Origin of the sequence: Nocardioides sp. GXQ0305 (genome assembly GCF_050880345.1) — a bacterium.
Classification (GTDB): Bacteria; Actinomycetota; Actinomycetes; order Propionibacteriales; family Nocardioidaceae; genus Nocardioides.
Genome location: NZ_JBNYXG010000002.1, coordinates 296,258 through 311,600 on the forward strand (window position 1 = coordinate 296,258; position 15,343 = coordinate 311,600).

16 protein-coding genes are annotated in these 15,343 nt (G+C 73.7%); 12 read left to right on the plus strand and 4 right to left on the minus strand.

Going from position 1 to position 15,343, the window contains the following annotated elements; genetic code table 11:
• The first annotated feature begins 21 nt into the window (after window positions 1-21).
• From ACQ1X7_RS06275 to ACQ1X7_RS06305, 7 genes are read left to right on the plus strand one after another with little or no spacing between them, the layout of a single operon-like run.
• Window positions 22-804: an exodeoxyribonuclease III gene (locus tag ACQ1X7_RS06275; RefSeq protein WP_432477310.1), complete on the plus strand. Its 783-nt coding sequence runs from the start codon at window positions 22-24 to the stop codon at window positions 802-804.
• Window positions 805-848: 44 nt separating this feature from the next.
• On the plus strand, window positions 849-2,384 hold the full coding sequence (locus ACQ1X7_RS06280; RefSeq protein ID WP_432477311.1) for a glycosyltransferase family 39 protein: 1,536 nt from the start codon (window positions 849-851) through the stop codon (window positions 2,382-2,384).
• The gene (locus ACQ1X7_RS06285) at window positions 2,384-3,916 is read left to right on the plus strand and encodes a hypothetical protein (protein WP_432477312.1); all 1,533 of its coding nucleotides are present in this window, start codon (window positions 2,384-2,386) and stop codon (window positions 3,914-3,916) included. The genes ACQ1X7_RS06280 and ACQ1X7_RS06285 overlap by 1 nt, the downstream gene beginning before the upstream one ends.
• A complete protein-coding gene (locus ACQ1X7_RS06290; RefSeq protein WP_432477313.1) occupies window positions 3,913-4,860 on the plus strand; it encodes a glycosyltransferase family 2 protein in 948 nt (315 codons plus the stop codon). Before ACQ1X7_RS06285 ends, ACQ1X7_RS06290 begins: the two co-directional genes overlap by 4 nt.
• Window positions 4,860-5,603: a sulfotransferase family protein gene (locus tag ACQ1X7_RS06295; protein WP_432477314.1), complete on the plus strand. Its 744-nt coding sequence runs from the start codon at window positions 4,860-4,862 to the stop codon at window positions 5,601-5,603. Before ACQ1X7_RS06290 ends, ACQ1X7_RS06295 begins: the two co-directional genes overlap by 1 nt.
• Window positions 5,600-6,754, plus strand: a complete 1,155-nt coding sequence (gene rffA / locus ACQ1X7_RS06300) for a dTDP-4-amino-4,6-dideoxygalactose transaminase (protein WP_432477315.1) — start codon at window positions 5,600-5,602, stop codon at window positions 6,752-6,754. Before ACQ1X7_RS06295 ends, rffA begins: the two co-directional genes overlap by 4 nt.
• A complete protein-coding gene (locus tag ACQ1X7_RS06305; RefSeq protein WP_432477316.1) occupies window positions 6,751-7,467 on the plus strand; it encodes a class I SAM-dependent methyltransferase in 717 nt (238 codons plus the stop codon). The genes rffA and ACQ1X7_RS06305 overlap by 4 nt, the downstream gene beginning before the upstream one ends.
• Here ACQ1X7_RS06305 and ACQ1X7_RS06310 read toward each other — a convergent pair.
• Window positions 7,432-8,679 (minus strand): lipopolysaccharide biosynthesis protein, encoded by a 1,248-nt coding sequence (locus tag ACQ1X7_RS06310; protein WP_432477317.1) that lies wholly within the window; start codon window positions 8,677-8,679, stop codon window positions 7,432-7,434. The genes ACQ1X7_RS06305 and ACQ1X7_RS06310 overlap by 36 nt on opposite strands.
• 93 nt (window positions 8,680-8,772) lie before the next feature.
• On the opposite strand from ACQ1X7_RS06310, the gene ACQ1X7_RS06315 reads away from it, so the two are divergent.
• Both ACQ1X7_RS06315 and ACQ1X7_RS06320 read left to right on the plus strand, forming a co-directional pair.
• On the plus strand, window positions 8,773-9,819 hold the full coding sequence (locus ACQ1X7_RS06315; protein ID WP_432477318.1) for a DNA recombination protein RmuC: 1,047 nt from the start codon (window positions 8,773-8,775) through the stop codon (window positions 9,817-9,819).
• Between the two features lie 20 nt (window positions 9,820-9,839).
• Complete coding sequence (locus ACQ1X7_RS06320; RefSeq protein ID WP_432477319.1) at window positions 9,840-10,331, plus strand: DUF6542 domain-containing protein; 492 nt, start codon at window positions 9,840-9,842, stop codon at window positions 10,329-10,331.
• Here ACQ1X7_RS06320 and ACQ1X7_RS06325 read toward each other — a convergent pair.
• Window positions 10,277-10,900 (minus strand): L-threonylcarbamoyladenylate synthase, encoded by a 624-nt coding sequence (locus ACQ1X7_RS06325; RefSeq protein WP_432477320.1) that lies wholly within the window; start codon window positions 10,898-10,900, stop codon window positions 10,277-10,279. The genes ACQ1X7_RS06320 and ACQ1X7_RS06325 overlap by 55 nt on opposite strands.
• A 10-nt stretch (window positions 10,901-10,910) precedes the next feature.
• A complete protein-coding gene (locus ACQ1X7_RS06330; protein WP_432477321.1) occupies window positions 10,911-11,933 on the minus strand; it encodes a 4-hydroxy-3-methylbut-2-enyl diphosphate reductase in 1,023 nt (340 codons plus the stop codon).
• A gap of 77 nt (window positions 11,934-12,010) precedes the next feature.
• On the opposite strand from ACQ1X7_RS06330, the gene xseA reads away from it, so the two are divergent.
• The gene (gene xseA / locus ACQ1X7_RS06335) at window positions 12,011-13,246 is read left to right on the plus strand and encodes an exodeoxyribonuclease VII large subunit (RefSeq protein ID WP_432477322.1); all 1,236 of its coding nucleotides are present in this window, start codon (window positions 12,011-12,013) and stop codon (window positions 13,244-13,246) included.
• Window positions 13,243-13,482, plus strand: coding sequence for an exodeoxyribonuclease VII small subunit (locus ACQ1X7_RS06340; protein WP_432477323.1), 240 nt, complete (start codon window positions 13,243-13,245; stop codon window positions 13,480-13,482). Before xseA ends, ACQ1X7_RS06340 begins: the two co-directional genes overlap by 4 nt.
• Here ACQ1X7_RS06340 and ACQ1X7_RS06345 read toward each other — a convergent pair.
• The gene (locus ACQ1X7_RS06345; RefSeq protein ID WP_432477324.1) at window positions 13,479-14,018 is read right to left on the minus strand and encodes a DUF4245 family protein; all 540 of its coding nucleotides are present in this window, start codon (window positions 14,016-14,018) and stop codon (window positions 13,479-13,481) included. The genes ACQ1X7_RS06340 and ACQ1X7_RS06345 overlap by 4 nt on opposite strands.
• 34 nt (window positions 14,019-14,052) lie before the next feature.
• On the opposite strand from ACQ1X7_RS06345, the gene ACQ1X7_RS06350 reads away from it, so the two are divergent.
• Window positions 14,053-15,291, plus strand: a complete 1,239-nt coding sequence (locus ACQ1X7_RS06350) for an SLC13 family permease (protein WP_432477325.1) — start codon at window positions 14,053-14,055, stop codon at window positions 15,289-15,291.
• Window positions 15,292-15,343: the final 52 nt, after the last annotated feature.

Below are 15,343 nucleotides of genomic sequence, written 5' to 3' on the forward strand. Positions count from 1 at the left end.
ATCGCGCGCTAGCCTCGCCGCGTGCGCCTGGCCACGTGGAACGTCAACTCCCTCCGCTCCCGGATCGACCGGGTGGAGGCCTTCCTCCAGCGGCACGACGTCGACGTGCTCGCCGTCCAGGAGACCAAGGCCCGCGAGGAGCAGCTCCCGCTGATGGGGCTGCACGCCCTCGGCTACGAGGTCGCGGTCGCCGGGACCAACCAGTGGAACGGCGTGGGGCTGGTGAGCCGGGTCGGCCTCGAGGACGTCCGGGTCGGCTTCGACGCGATGCCCGGGTGGGGCGAGCCGGAGGCACCGGAGGCGCGGGCGCTCGGCGCCACCTGTGGCGGGGTCCGCGTGTGGTCGCTCTACGTCCCGAACGGCCGCAAGCCCGACGACCCCCACTACCACTACAAGCTGGACTGGATGGCGCGGCTGCGCGACGCGGCCGCACCCTGGCTCGACACCCCGACCGCCCTGGTCGGCGACTGGAACGTGTGCCCGACCGACGAGGACGTGTTCGACCCCGCGCAGTTCGCGAAGTCGACCCACGTCACCCCCGCCGAGCGGGCGGCCTTCCAGGGGTTCCTCGACGACGGGTACGCCGACGTGGTGCGGCCCTACACGCCGGGGCCGGGGGTCTACACCTACTGGGACTACTACCGGCAGCGGTTCGAGCGGAACCGCGGGCTGCGCATCGACTTCGTGCTCGCCTCCCCCGAGGTCGCCGGGCGGGTCACCGGCGCCTTCATCGACCGTGACGAGCGCGCGGGCACCGGGGCGTCCGACCACGCACCCGTCGTCGTGGACCTCGCCGAGGCATGAGCCGGTCCGACGAGGGCACCGCCCCCCGCCCTACGCTGACCGGCGTGCCCGACCGCAAGCCCAGCCCCGCCAGCCGGTTCCGCGGTCTCGACCCGTGGGGCCCGCTGCTGGCCGCCGTCGCGAGCGTCGTCTTCCTGCTGCACGGCTTCGGGGGCGTCCTGACCCGCGACCTGGCGCTCTACGCGTACGGCGGCCAGCAGTTCGCGGAGGGGGTGCCACCGTTCGTCGCCGTGCTCAACCGGGCCGGCCCGCTCGCACACATGGTTCCGGGCGTGGGGACGTGGGTCGGGCGACTGCTCGGCGCCGACTCCGGCTACGACGACCTGATCGCCATGCGGATCCTGATGATGGTGCTGTCGGTGATCGCCGTCTGGGTCGTCTACCTGATGGCCCGCGACGCGTTCGGCTCCCGGGTCGCGGGCGTCGCCGCGGCCACCAGCCTGCTCGCCTTCCAGGGCTTCGTCACCTACGCCACCGGCGGACCGCGGGAGAAGACGACGGTGATGCTGCTGATGGCGCTGGCGCTGTGGGCCGTCGTCCACCGCCGGTGGGGCTGGGCCGGGGTCGCGACCGCGCTGGCGACCCTCACCTGGCAACCCGTGTTCTTCGGCGCCCTCGGCGCCGTGGTCGCCGGAGCGCTGCTCGTGCGTGGCGGGAGGGGCACCCTGGTCGCCCTCACCCGCTACGCGGTCGGCGGCATCGTCACGACCCTGGCCTTCGTCGTCTACTACGTCCTCGTCGACGCGCTGAAGGAGTTCTGGGACGCCTTCTACCTGATCAACGCGACCTACACCCGACAGACGGGGCTGCTGCGCTACCTGGCCGACGAACCTGCCGAGATCTTCGAGGGCTTCGGGTGGTCGCTGTGGCTGATCCTGTGCGGCCTGGGCGCCATGGTGGTGCTCGGGGCCGTGCGGCTGCGGCGCCTCGACCGGGACGACCCGTACGCGGTGGCGGTGGTCGCCCTCGGCGGCGGCACGCTGGTGAGCCTGCTGTGGTCGTTCAACGTCTTCAACGGCTGGGCGGACGCCGTGTTCGCCCTGCCGCTGGCGGCGGCGGGGCTCGGCGGGCTGGTGCACGCGGTGGCGTCCCGCGTCCCCGCCCGGGGGGGCGTCGCGGTCGCCACGGCGTACGCCGTGCTGGTGACGGTCGCCGGCGGGGTCAACGCCTGGACGACCCGCGACGACCGGCTCGAGCCGATGGCCGAGGTCAACGAGCAGGTGCTGGAGGTGGTCGGACCGGACGCCACGGTGATGTCGATCGGCTCGCCGCAGCCCCTCGTGTTCGGGCGGCTGGAGAACCCGATCTACCACCAGATGTTCATCGGCGGCCTCTACGAGTACGTCGACGACACCTGGCCCGGCGGCCTCGACGGGCTGGCCGCCGACATCGAGGAGGACCGCCCGACCATCATCACCATGGACCACCCCACCTGGTACCACTTCGTGCGGCCGGTCCTCGACGAGCACTACGAGGACCTCGGCACCACCTACCTCGAGACCTGGTACGTGGACAGCTCGATCGACGAGGAGCAGCTCGCCGAGCTGCGCGAGATCGTCGGACGGGAGCTGCCCGACTGATGATGCGCTGGTCTCGGGTCGACGCGTGGGGTCCGCTGGCCGCCCTGGTCGGGGTTGGCGTCTTCCTGCTGCAGGGCTTCGAGGGCTCGCTGACCCGCGACGTGTCGGTCTACGCGTACGCCGGCCAGCAGGTGGCCGACGGGGTGCCGCCGTACGTCCAGATCCTCAACCGGGCCGGCCCGCTGGCCCACCTCGTCCCCGGCGCCGGGGCGGCGCTCGGCGAGCTCGTCGGCGCCGACGAGCTGCTGGCCATGCGCGTGACGATGATGGTCCTCTCGGCGCTGGCGCTGTGGGCGGCGTACGTGCTCGGCCGTGACCTGTACGGCTCCCGGCTCGCCGGGGTGATGACCTCGGCCGCGCTGCTGTCGTTCCAGGGGTTCGTCACCTACGCCACGGGCGGGCCCCGCGAGAAGACCACGATGGTGCTGTTCATGCTGCTCGCGCTGTGGGCGGTCTCGCGACGGCACTGGCCCGCCGCGGGGGTGGCGACCGCGCTGGCGACCCTCTCCTGGCAGGGGTCGTTCGTGCCGCTCACGGTGGTCGTCGCGGTGGCGGTGGTGGCGCTCCCGGGTGGGTGGCGTCCCCGGGTCACGGCCCTGCTCCGGTTCGCCGTGGCGGGACTGGCGGTGGCGCTGGTGACCGTCGTCTACTTCCTCGCCGTCGGCGCGTTCGCCGAGTTCTACGAGGGCTTCTACGCCGTCAACGCCGGGTACACGACGCAGCGCGGCCTGCTCACGCTGCTGCAGACCCCCCGACGGCTGGTCACCGGCTTCGGCTGGTCGCTGACCCTGCTCGTCGTCGGCGTGCTGGCCTCTCTCGCGGTGTCGGCGGCCCGGTTCCGCCGCCTCGACCGGGACTCCCCCGGTGCCGTCGCGGTGGCCGCCCTCGGGCCCGGCACGGTGAGCTGCCTGCTGTGGTCGCTGATGGCCTTCGAGGGCTGGCCCGACGCCTTCCTGTTCCTCCCCTTCGCCGCCTGCGGGCTCGCCGGGCTGGGCCACCTCCTGGTCGCGTCCTGGCGCCCGGCCCGGGCGCCGCGGGTCGCGGGCCTCGTGGTGGGCGCGTTGGTCGTGGCCACGGCGACGACCGCGCTGCTCAGCCGCTCCCACGACCTGGTGGAGCAGCGCCGCCACAACGACGCCGTGCTCGCCGTGCTCGACGACCCCGAGGTGCTGGCGATCAGCAACCCCGCTCCGCTGGTGTTCGCCGAGGCGCGCAACCCGATCCGCTACCAGCTGTTCTCCGGTGGCCAGGCCGACTACCTGAGGGCGACGTACCCGCGCGGCATGCGCGGCCTGGCCCGGGCGGTCAAGCGGGCCCACCCGACCGTGATCACCGTCTACGGCCAGCCGTGGGCCTGGATCCAGCCGGTCCTGCAGCGCGACTACCTCCTCCTCGGCGGCGGGCCGAAGCCGTACGCCTGGTACGTCTCCGTGAGCCAGACGACCAGCGAGGAGCGGGCCGAGATGCAGCGGCTCCTGCGGGACACCCTGCCCGACGCCGGGGCGTCCGGCGTGCGACGATCCGTGGCATGACCGACCTGCTCGACCGGGCGAGCTTCCGCTACTCGATCGTGATCCCCGTCTACAACAGCGCCGAGATCGTCGGCGAGACGGTCGACCGGGTGGTGCGGACGTTCACCGAGGCAGGGCTGGAGTTCCAGCTCGTGCTGGTCAACGACGGCAGCTCCGACCGGAGCTGGGAGGTCATCTCGCAGCGCGCCGGCACGACACCCGGCGTCGTCGCCCTGGACCTGATGAAGAACTACGGCCAGCACCACGCCAACCTCGCCGGCCTGCGCGAGGCGGACGGCGACTGGGTCATCACCATGGACGACGACCTGCAGAACCCGCCCGACCAGGCGCTGCTGCTGATCGACAAGGCGATGGAGGGCCACGAGGTGGTCTTCGGCCGGTTCGAGCAGAAGCAGGCATCAGGTCACCGGCGGATCGGGAGCAAGCTGATCGGCCTGATCAACCGACGGGTGTTCGGACAGCCGCAGGACCTCGTCGTGTCCAACTTCCGGATCCTGCGCCGCGACGTGGTCGACCGGATCCTGGCGTCGCGGACGACGTACCCCTACATCACCGGCCAGGCGCTGATGTTCTCCGGCCAGCGCGCCAACGTGACGGTCCGCCACGACCCGCGTCCGGCCGGCCGCAGCACCTACAGCCTGGTCAAGATCCTGCGACTGGTGTTCACGATCCTGTTCAGCTACAGCTCGTGGCCGTTGCGGGCGGCGGCCCTGCTCGGGTTCGCGATCTCGGGGCTGAGCTTCGTGCTGGGCGGCTTCCTGGTCGTGCGCGGGCTGGTGACCGAGTCGGTCGTCGAGGGCTGGACGTCGATCATGGTGCTGCTGTCGATGTTCGCCGGCTTCATCATCGCGCTGCTGTCGATGATCGGTGAGTACGTCGTGCGGACGCTCAACACGGTCAGCACGGCCGAGTCCTTCCACGTCGTACGCCGGGTGGGAAACTGATGCCCCGCCACTTCCTCGTGGTCGGGGCCCAGCGCAGCGGCACGACCTGGCTCCACGACCAGCTGGCCGGCCATCCCCGGATCGCGATGGCCCGGCCGGCGACGCCGGAGCCGAAGGTGTTCCTGTCCCCCGGCCCGGTCGACGCCGACGCCTACCGGGCACGCTTCTTCGGCCACGCGCGCGAGGGCGACCTGCTCGGCGAGAAGAGCACCAGCTATTTGGAGAGCGAGTCCGCCCCCGACCGGGTCGCCGAGACCCTCGGCGAGCCGCAGATCGTGGTGCAGCTGCGCGACCCGGTGGCCCGCGCCGTGTCGAACTGGAGCTTCAGCCGGGACCACGGTGTCGAGACCCGCTCGCTGTCCGAGGCGCTGCGGGCCAACCTCGAGGGTCCGGCCCCGTGGGACCCCGCTTCCTCGTCGGTCTCGCCCTTCGCCTACCTCGAGCGGGGCCGGTACGCCGACGACCTCGCCCGGTGGTGCGACCGGTTCCCGGTCCACGTGCAGTTCCTCGAGGAGATGCTGGCCGAGCCCGACCGGATCGGGACGCTGTTCGGGTGGCTGGGCGTCGACGACGGCGTACGCCCCGGTGGCGACGAGGCGCCCGTCAACGCCAGCTCGACGGTCGGGGACGAGCTCGACGACGACCTGCTCTCCCAGCTGCGCGACTACTTCGCCGACTCCGACGCGGCCCTCGCCCGGATGCTGGACCGCGCCCTCCCCTGGACCGACAGGCTGACCCCATGACCCCACCGCTCGACATCCCGTTCAACCGGCCGGAGGTGACCGGCCGCGAGCTGGACCACATGGCCGAGGCGCTGGCGAGCGGCCACACCTCGTCGGGCGGCCCCTTCTCGAAGCGCGCCGGTGCCTTCCTGCAGCAGGCGACCGGCGCCGAGGAGGTGCTGCTGACCACCTCGTGCACCGACGCGCTCGAGCTGAGCTGCCTGCTGCTCGACCTCGGCCCCGGCGACACCGTGGTGGTGCCGTCGTTCACGTTCACCAGCAGCGCGCTGGCGTTCGCCCGGCAGGGTGCGCGGATCCTGTTCTGCGACATCGAGCCCGAGACGCTCGGGCTCGACCCCCGGCACCTCGCCGAGCTGCTCGACGACTCGGTCAGGGCCGTGGTGGTCGTCCACTACGCCGGCATCGCCTGCGACCTCGACGGCATCCGGAAGGTGCTGGCCCACCGGCCCGACGTCGCACTGGTCGAGGACGCCGCGCACGGGCTGCTCGGCCGCTGGCGGGGCGAGCCGCTCGGTGGCCTGGGCCGGATGAGCACGCTGAGCTTCCACGAGACCAAGAACTTCGTCTGCGGCGAGGGCGGCGCGATCCTGCTCAACGACGCCGCCGACGTCGACCGCGCCCGGGTGCTCTACGACAAGGGCACCGACCGGCAGGCCTTCTTCCTGGGCCAGGTCGACAAGTACTCCTGGCGCGACACCGGCTCCTCCTTCGGGCTCTCCGACGTGCTCGCGGCCTACCTGGTGGCGCAGCTCGAGCAGGCCGAGTCGATCCAGTCCCGTCGACGCCGGGTCTTCGAGGGCTACCTCGAGGCCCTGCAGGGTCCCGCCGAGCAGCTGGGGCTGCGGCTGCCGGTGCTGCCGGAGGACTGCGACCCCGCCTGGCACCTCTTCCACGTGCTGCTCCCCGACGCGGAGATGCGGGCGCCGGTGATGGCGACGATGCGCGAGCAGGGGATCGGGACGACGTTCCACTACGTGCCGCTCCACAGCTCGGAGGGCGGACGTCGCTTCGCGGCGCGGACGACCGAGTGCCCGGTCTCCACCGACGTCAGCTCGCGGCTGGTCCGGCTGCCGTTCTTCAACACCCTCACCGAGGCCGAGGTGGCCCGGGTCGTCGGGTCCCTGGTCGGTGCGGTGGAGTCGGTGTCGTGACCGTCCCGGAGCAGCGCGAGGGGTCGGCGTCGATCGAAAGCCCCGACTACTGGTGGTACACGGCCCGGTCCGCGCTGCTGGAGGCGGCGCTGGCCGACCACGTCGGCAGCCCCTCCCGCGTCCTCGACGTCGGCAGCGCCGACGGTCCGAGCGTCACCTGGATGCGGGGGGACCACCACCACGTCTCGGTCGATCTCGACCCACGTGGGCTCCGCCCCGGCCAGGGGGTGCGGGCGTCGGCCCTCACGCTGCCCTTCCGCGACGCCAGCTTCGACGTGGTGGCGGCGTTCGACGTGGTCGAGCACTGCGACCCCGAGGCGCAGGCGCTGGCCGAGCTGCGACGGGTGCTGCGGCCGGGCGGCCGACTGCTGCTCTCGGTGCCCGCCTACGAGTGGGCCTGGACCGACCACGACGTCCGCGCCGGCCACCACCGGCGCTACACCCGCCCGCGGCTGCTGGCCGCGGTCCGCGCCGCCGGGTTCGACGTCCACCGCTGCAGCTACGGCTTCGCCGGGGTGTTCCCGGCGTTCGCCGCCGAGCGGCTGCTGCGGCGGGTCAGGCCGTCGGCGCCGACCGACGAGGGGCTCCCCCAGCCGTCACCTCTCGTGGAGCGGGCACTGCTCGGCGCCTCCCGTGTCGAGGCCCGCTGGCTGCGGCGACGTGACCTGCCGTTCGGGTCATCGATCTTCCTGGCCGGGCAGAAGCCGGTCTGAGCGCGTGTCGAGGACCAGGAAGCCGACCCAGGCCGCCGCCTCGACCGCCAGGAACGCCCAGCAGGTGCGGTCGAGCGCGTCGCCGCCGCGGAGCAGGTAGCCCGCCACCCCGGCCGGGGCTGCCAGCAGCCACACCACCGCGGCCGCGTGCGGGCGGCCCCGCGCGAGCGCTCCGACGAGGAGCACCAGGTTGGCGAGCGCGAAGACCGACCCCACCGCGACCACGGCGGTGTCGGACGCGGCCAGCCGGACCCCCTCGCCGAAGACCAGCTCCATGACCGGCGGTCCCAGCCACGCGCCCCCCAGCCCCGCCAGCAGGACGAGCGCGGCCGTCAGCGCGACGACGGTGCGGCGGACGCGGACGAGCGCCGCCCGACGACCCGACACCACCAGCCGGGTCAGCCGCCCCGTGAGCGCGGAGACCAGGCCGATGGCGAGCGTGTACGGCGCGCGGAACAGCGCGAGCCCCGCGAACAGCGCGGTCACCTCGGCCGGCGCACCGCCGACGGCGGCGAGGAGGACCGGGCCGCCCGTCAGCGCCGCCTGGGCCAGCAGCTGGCCGGCCGACGCGCCCGTGACGAAGCCCAGGGCAGCCGTCCCGGCGGTCCGACCCGTGCGGCGCGGGACCAGGGCCGAGGGCCAGAGGGCCGCGGCGGCGTACCCGGCGACCAGCACGGCGCCGTACGCCTCGGGTGCGTCGACACCGGCGACGGCGAGGCCCCCGGCGAGGACGCAGCGCAGCCCGTTCTCGGCGACCAGGCCGATGCCGACCGCCGTGAACCGGTGTCGCGCGCTCAGCGTCCCGCGGACCACGCCGATGACTGCCGAGCCGAGCCCGACGGCGACCACGAGCAGGGGGAAGGCCCAGCCCTCGACGCCGAACAGCCGTTCCCGGGCCAGCCACGCCACGAGGCCGGCGAGGAGGGAGGCCCCGGCGACGGCGACCAGCACCCGTGGCAGCTGGTGCCGGACGCCGGCTTCGCCCTGGTCGATCGCTGCCTGCCGCGCGATCCAGTGCTGCAGGGGGAAGGTCAGCGCGGCCCCGGCGAAGCTCCACCAGGCCCAGAGGACCGCCACCGGCGCGGACACCTCGGCGCCGAGGGCACGGGTGACGGCGGCGAAGAAGACGTAGGCCAGCACGCCGCTGCCCAGCGACCCGGCCGCCAGGACCGTCGCGTCACGCCCGCCTCGCGCGGCCTCCGGCTCGTCCATCGTGGGCCGATTGTGCCGGACCGCCGTCGCCGGACCGCAACGCCGGGGCCGGTCGGCAGGCCCTTGTCGGTGGTGTCGGGCATGCTCACCGGCATGGAGACCTCGCTGGTGATGGTGATGCTGGTGGTGCTCGCCGTGGGCCTGGCCCTCGGGGCGGCGCTGGGCTGGCTGGCCGCCCGCTCGCGCCCGGGCGCCGTGGCCGGGATGGTCGACCAGTCCGAGGTGATGCAGGGCCTCGACCGGCTGAGCGACCAGGTGCTCGACCTCGACCGGCAGCGGGCGTCCTGGCAGGGCGAGTTCCACCACCACGTGTCCGAGCTGCGCCGCGAGACCCGCTCGCTCTCGACGGCGTTGCGACGCCCCCAGGTGCGGGGTCGCTGGGGCGAGCTCCACCTGCGCCGGGCGGTCGAGCTCGCGGGGCTGGTCGACCGGTGTGACTTCACCGAGCAGGTGTCGGTCGACGACGGCGCACGCCGCCCCGACCTGGTCGTCCACCTGGTCGGCGGCCGGAGCGTGGTCGTCGACGCCAAGGTGCCGCTCGACGCCTACCTCGACGCGACGTCCACCGACGACCCGGCCGTGCGCGCCGACGCGATGGCGCGTCACGTCCGGCAGCTGCGCCACCACGTCGACCAGCTGGGGTCGAAGGGCTACTGGCGCTCGTTCGCCGAGACCCCGGAGTTCGTGGTGCTGTTCGTGCCGGCCGAGTCGTTCCTCGCCGCGGCGCTCGAGGCCGACGCCGGCCTGATCGACTTCGCGGCGGGCCGGCAGGTCGTGCTGGCGTCGCCCACCACCCTGATCGCGTTGCTCCGCACCGTCGCCCACGGCTGGCGCCACGAGGCCCTGGCCGACCGGGCCGGCGAGATCCAGCGGCTGGGCCGCGACCTCCACGAGCGGCTCGGCACCCTCGGCGGCCACCTCGACCGGGTCGGCCGCTCCCTCAACACGGCCGTGACCTCCTACAACCAGGCGGTCGGGAGCCTGGAGTCCCGGGTGCTGGTGACCGCACGGCGGTTCACCGACCTCGAGGTGACCGACGACGAGCTGGCCACGCCCCGCCAGGTGGAGGCCGGAGCGCGGTCCGTCGCCGGAGTGGAGCTGCGGGCGGTCGACCGGCGCGCCGCCTCCGGCGAGGCATGACGGGCTCCTACGCTGCTGGCGTGTCCCAGCACACGGTCCCGGGCCGGCGCACCCTCTGGGAGGAGGGTCGTGAGCCCGGACGACAGGTCGTCGTCCTGGGGGTGGCGACCGCCCTGAGCGCGCTCGCGCTCGACCTCTGGCTCGGGGGCGACGTGGGCTTCTTCTTCGACCTGAGCTTCGTCGCCCTGTGCCTCGCCCTCGCCCTGGCGGTGCGACCCTCGGACTTCTTCACCGTGGGGGTGCTGCCGCCCCTGCTCATGGTCGGGGTGATGGCGCTGCTCGAGGTGGCGCGCCCCGGCGTCCTCGGCCACCCGAGCGACGGGCTGGTGCAGTCGGTGGTGACCGGACTGGCCGACCACAGCGGCGCCCTGGTCAGCGGCTACCTGCTGACGCTGGTCACGCTCGCGGTGCGGCAGCGCTTCGTCCGGGCCTCCGCCCGTCGATCCGCCGCCACGCCTCAGGCCGCGAACCGCGCCGGGTCGCCGGCGCCCACCCGGACCACCTCCGGGTAGCCCTCCGACCAGTCGACCACCGTGGTCGGCTGCGGGATCACCTCTCCGGACTCGACGACGATGTCGACCTCGTGGTCGAGCTCCTCCTTGATGTCCCAGCCGTGGACGCGAGGCTCGTCCTCGCCGGGCAGGATCAGGGTGCTGGTCAGCAGTGGCTCGCCGAGCTCCTCCAGCAGCGCGCACACCACGACGTGCTCGGGGATCCGCACCCCCACCGTCCGCTTCCGGGGGTGCATCAGCCGGCGCGGCACCTCCGGGGTGGCCGGGAGCACGAAGGTGTACGGCCCCGGCGTGGCCGCCTTGATCGCCCGGAAGGCGGCGTTGTCGACGTGCACGAAGTGGCCGAGCTGGGAGAAGTCCTTGCACATCAGCGTGAAGTGGTGCCGCTCGTCGAGCTGCCGGATCCGGAGGATCCGGTCGCGGCCGTCGCGGTTCCCGAGCTGGCAGCCGAGCGCGTAGCCGGAGTCGGTCGGGTAGGCGATCAGGGCGTCGTCGCGCAGGGCGTCGACGACCTGCCCCACCAGGCGCGGCTGCGGGTTCTCCGGGTGCAGGTCGACGTAGCGGGCCACGGGACGGGCCTCAGGCCTGACCCGGGGTCGCCGAGGCCTGCTGGCGGGCCTTGAGGTCCCGGCGCAGCTCCTTGGGCAGGGCGAAGATCAGCGACTCCTCGGCGGAGTGGACCGCCTGCGCGTCGGGGTAGCCCCGCTCGGAGAGGAACTCCAGCACTCCCTGCACCAGCTCCTCCGGGACGCTGGCGCCGGAGGTCACGCTCACCCGGTCGACGCCGTCCAGCCACGACTCGTCGATCTCGCCGGCGTCGTCGACCCGGTGGGCCGCGGTCGCCCCGGCCTCGAGCGCGACCTCGACCAGCCGGACGGAGTTGGAGGAGTTGCCGGAGCCGACGACGATCACCAGGTCGGCGTCCTGGGCGATCTCCTTGATCGCGAGCTGCCGGTTCTGGGTGGCGTAGCAGATGTCGTCGCTGGGCGGGTCGAGCAGTGCCGGGAAGCGCTCCCGGATGGCGGCGACGGTCTCCAGGGTCTCGTCGACGCTCAGCGTGGTCTGGGAGAGCCAGGCGACCTTCTCGGGGTCCCGGACCACGAGGTCGGCGACGTCCGCCGGGCTCTGCACCAGCTGGATGTGGTCGGGCGCCTCGCCGGCCGTCCCCTCGACCTCCTCGTGACCTTCGTGGCCGATGAGCAGGATGTCGTAGTCCTCGCCCGCGAACCGCTTGGCCTCGTGGTGGACCTTGGTGACCAGCGGGCACGTGGCGTCGATGGTCTTGAGGTCGCGTGCCGCGGCCTGCCGGTGGACCTCCGGGGAGACACCGTGGGCGGAGAACACGACGGTGGCGCCGGTCGGGACCTCGTGGAGCTCCTCGACGAACACGGCGCCCCGCGACTCGAGGTCGGAGACGACGTGCTTGTTGTGGACGATCTGCTTGCGGACGTAGACCGGGGCGCCGTACAGGTCCAGGGCCTGCTCCACGGTGACGACCGCGCGGTCGACGCCGGCGCAGTAGCCGCGCGGTGCGGCGAGCCGGACGGCGCGATCGGCCTCGTCGGGGCTCAGGACGGGCGGAGTGCCCAGGTCGGTCGTCATGGGCCCGAGTCTACGGAGCCGACGCTGCCACGCCGAAGTCGTCGGACATGTCCTGGCGCACGTCTAGGGTGATCGCCGTGCCCTCGCTGCGAGAGACCACCCCCGACGCGCCCGCGCCGGTGCGCGCGGTGTCCAACGCGCTCTCACAGTGGATCGGTCAGCTCGGGGCGGTGTGGGTCGAGGGCCAGGTGACGCAGTTCACCCGACGGCCCGGGCTCGGCACGGTGTTCGTCACCCTGCGCGACCCGGTCGCCGAGGTGTCGCTGCAGGTCACCTGTGCCCGCACGCTGTTCGACTCCCTCAACCCGCCGCTGGTCGAGGGCGCCGGCGTCGTCGTCCACGCCCGGCCCTCGTTCTACGCGGGCAACGGCAGCCTCTCGCTGGCGGCGTCCGACGTCCGGATGGTCGGCCTGGGGGAGCTGCTGGCGCGGCTCGAGCGCCGCCGGCAGCTGCTCGCCGCAGAGGGCCTGTTCGACCCGGCCCGCAAGCGGCGGCTGCCGTTCCTGCCCGGGTGCGTCGGCCTGGTCACCGCCCCGGGGTCGGCGGCCGAGCGCGACGTCCTCGACAACGCACGACGGCGGTGGCCGGCCGTGCGGTTCGAGACGGCGTACGCCGCGATGCAGGGGCAGCGGTCCGCGCTCGAGGTCGCCGAGGCCGTGGAGCGGCTCGACCGGAACTCCGGAGTCGAGGTGATCGTGGTCGCGCGGGGCGGGGGCTCGGTCGAGGACCTGCTGCCGTTCTCCGACGAGGGGCTGCTCCGGGCCGTGCACGCGGTCCGCACGCCCGTCGTGTCCGCGATCGGCCACGAGCCCGACACCCCGCTGCTCGACCTGGTCGCCGACGTCCGCGCATCCACGCCGACCGACGCCGCCAAGCTGGTCGTCCCCGACGTCGCCGAGGAGCTGCGCGCCGTCGTCACGGCGCGTGACCGGCTGCGCGGGGCGGTCACCGGGCTGGTGGCCCGCGAGCAGGCGGCCCTCGATGCCCTCCGGTCCCGGCCGGCCCTCGCCGACCCCCGGGGCCTGGTCGACGAGCGACGGGCGGAGGTCGACGACCTCCGCGAGCGGGCCCGCCGTTCGCTGCGCCACGGTCTCGAGCGGGCCGCCGACAACCTCGACCACCAGCGGGCCCGGGTCCGCTCGCTCTCACCCCTGGAGACGCTGCGTCGCGGCTACGCCGTCCTCCAGGACGACGCGGGCCACGTCCTGACGTCGGTGGCCGGCGTCGAGCCCGGGCAGGACGTCAGCGTGCGCGTGGTCGACGGGCGGGTGCTCGCCACCACCACCGGAACCCGACCCGAGGAGGCGTCGTGAGCGACCAGGAGCCGACCGAGAGGCCGGGAGACGGCGCCGAGCCGGACTCCGTCCCCTACGAGCAGGCACGCGAGGAGCTGGTCGAGGTGGTCCGCCGCCTGGAGGCCGGAGGCACCACCCTGGAGGAGTCGTTGGCCCTGTGGGAGCGGGGCGAACATCTCGCCAGGGTCTGCCAGCAGTGGCTCGAGGGCGCTCGCAAGCGGCTCGATGACGCGATGGCCCGCGACGACGACTAGGACACCGGGTCGGTGGTCAGTCGTTCGGCCAGTCCGAGCAGGTCGTCGTCGGACGCCGAGCCGTACACCAGCAGCGTCTGGTCCCCCACCTCGGTGGCGTACGCCAGGTCGCCCTCGGCGTCCTCGAACGCCTCCCAGCGTCCGCCGAGGTCGCCCGGGACCTCGACCGCGGGGAGCGACGTCGTCTCGGCGTCGACGTAGGTCTCCAGCAGGTCCGACAGGGGCTCGTCGGACTGCCGTACGCCGGCGAAGCCGTCGCGGGGCAGGAAGCCGAGTCCCCAGTCCACGGGTGCGGTGGCGTCGATGCTCGTCGCGCGCCAGCCGGACGGCAGGGTCGGCGGGTAGGCCACGTCCCAGTCCTCGGACTGGGCTGCCTCCACTGCGGCGAGGTAGTCGACCCGCTCCGGCTCGACCTCGAGCTCGTCGCGGGTGAGCGCCCGGAACCCGACGAAGGCACCGATCGCCAGCAGCAGCACCAGCAGCGCACCGACCATCCCGGCGGGCGACCGCTGGTACCGGCCGGGCTGCTCGCTCACCCGTCCAGTCTCACAGGTGACGTAGATTCCGCGCGTGCCGCCCCTCGCCGACGGCGTCGCGTTCGCGGCGCTGGTCGCCCTCCTGGTGACCGCCGTCCGGCACCCGTCCGGACGCGTGGAGCTCGCGGTCGGCGCAGTGTCGGTGACCGCGGTCGCCGCGTGCGGTCTGCTCGACGCCGAGCTGGTGGCCGAGACCCTGCGCCACCTCGGACCGGTGGTGCTCTTCCTCGCGAGCATCCTGGTCGTCGCCGACCTCTGCGCGGCCGCGGGGCTGTTCACATGGGCCGCGGACCGGATCGTGCGTCTCGGTCGCGGGCGGGCGGTCCCGGTGTTCACGGGGACCCTCCTGGTGGCCGCGGCGATCACCGCCACCCTCAGCCTGGACGCCACCGTGGTGCTGCTGACCCCGGTGGTCACGACGGCGGCGCTCGCCCTGCGCATCCCCCACCGACCGGGCGCCAGTGCGTGCCTGCGGATGGCGAACTCCGCCTCGCTGCTGCTGCCGGTGTCCAACCTCACCAACCTGCTGGCGATGCCCCACCTGTCGCTGGGCTTCGCCGGCTTCGCGGCGGTGATGGCACCGGTGTGGGCCGTCGTCCTGGTGGTCGAGTACGCCGGGCTCCGCTGGCTGCACCGCCGCGACCTCGCCGACCCGGGCCAGCACCGTCGCTCGACGTCCCCCGTCCCGATGCCCGTGGTGCCCGTCGTGGTGGTCGGGGCGATGCTCGCGGGGTTCGCGGTCACCTCTCCCCTGGGCGTCGAGCCCGGCGTGGTGTCGAGCGTCGCCGCAGTCGCGCTCCTCGCCTGGGCGTGGCGGCGGGGCCTGGCCGGACCCCGCCGCGCCCTCGCGGCCGCCCACCCGTCCTTCGCGGGGTTCGTGCTCTCCCTCGGGCTGGTGGTCGCCACGCTCGGGGACGGGCCGCTCGGCGCCGACCTGCGCTCCCTGCTGCCGGACGGCACCGGCTTCGCGTCGTTGCTGCTGCTCGCCGTGCTCGCGACCGGTCTCGCGGCGCTGGTCACCAACCTCTCGGCGACGCTGCTGCTGGTGCCGATGGCGGCGCCCCTCGGCACCGCTGCGGTGCTGGCGGCCCTGATCGGGCTCACGGTCGGGTCGGGCCTGACCTGGACGGGGTCCCTGGCCAACCTGCTGTGGCGACGCTCCCTGGTCCGGCAGGGGCTGCCACCGTCGACCCGGGAGTTCCACCGGGTCTCGCTGCTGCTGACCCCTGTCTCCCTGGTCGCCGCCGTTGCGACCCTGTCCCTGGTCGTGTGACTTCCGCACCTGCTGCCCGATAGTTGAACCTGGTCCGCACCTGCGGAACACT

Coding starts and splice junctions, on each gene's coding strand:
- ACQ1X7_RS06285 (WP_432477312.1), top strand. CDS start 2,384: ATGATGCGCTGGTCTCGGGTCGACGCGTGGGGTCCGCTGGCCGCCCTG.
- ACQ1X7_RS06290 (WP_432477313.1), top strand. CDS start 3,913: ATGACCGACCTGCTCGACCGGGCGAGCTTCCGCTACTCGATCGTGATC.
- ACQ1X7_RS06295 (WP_432477314.1), top strand. CDS start 4,860: ATGCCCCGCCACTTCCTCGTGGTCGGGGCCCAGCGCAGCGGCACGACC.
- rffA (WP_432477315.1), top strand. CDS start 5,600: ATGACCCCACCGCTCGACATCCCGTTCAACCGGCCGGAGGTGACCGGC.
- ACQ1X7_RS06310 (WP_432477317.1), bottom strand. CDS start 8,679: ATGGACGAGCCGGAGGCCGCGCGAGGCGGGCGTGACGCGACGGTCCTG.
- ACQ1X7_RS06315 (WP_432477318.1), top strand. CDS start 8,773: ATGGAGACCTCGCTGGTGATGGTGATGCTGGTGGTGCTCGCCGTGGGC.
- ACQ1X7_RS06330 (WP_432477321.1), bottom strand. CDS start 11,933: ATGACGACCGACCTGGGCACTCCGCCCGTCCTGAGCCCCGACGAGGCC.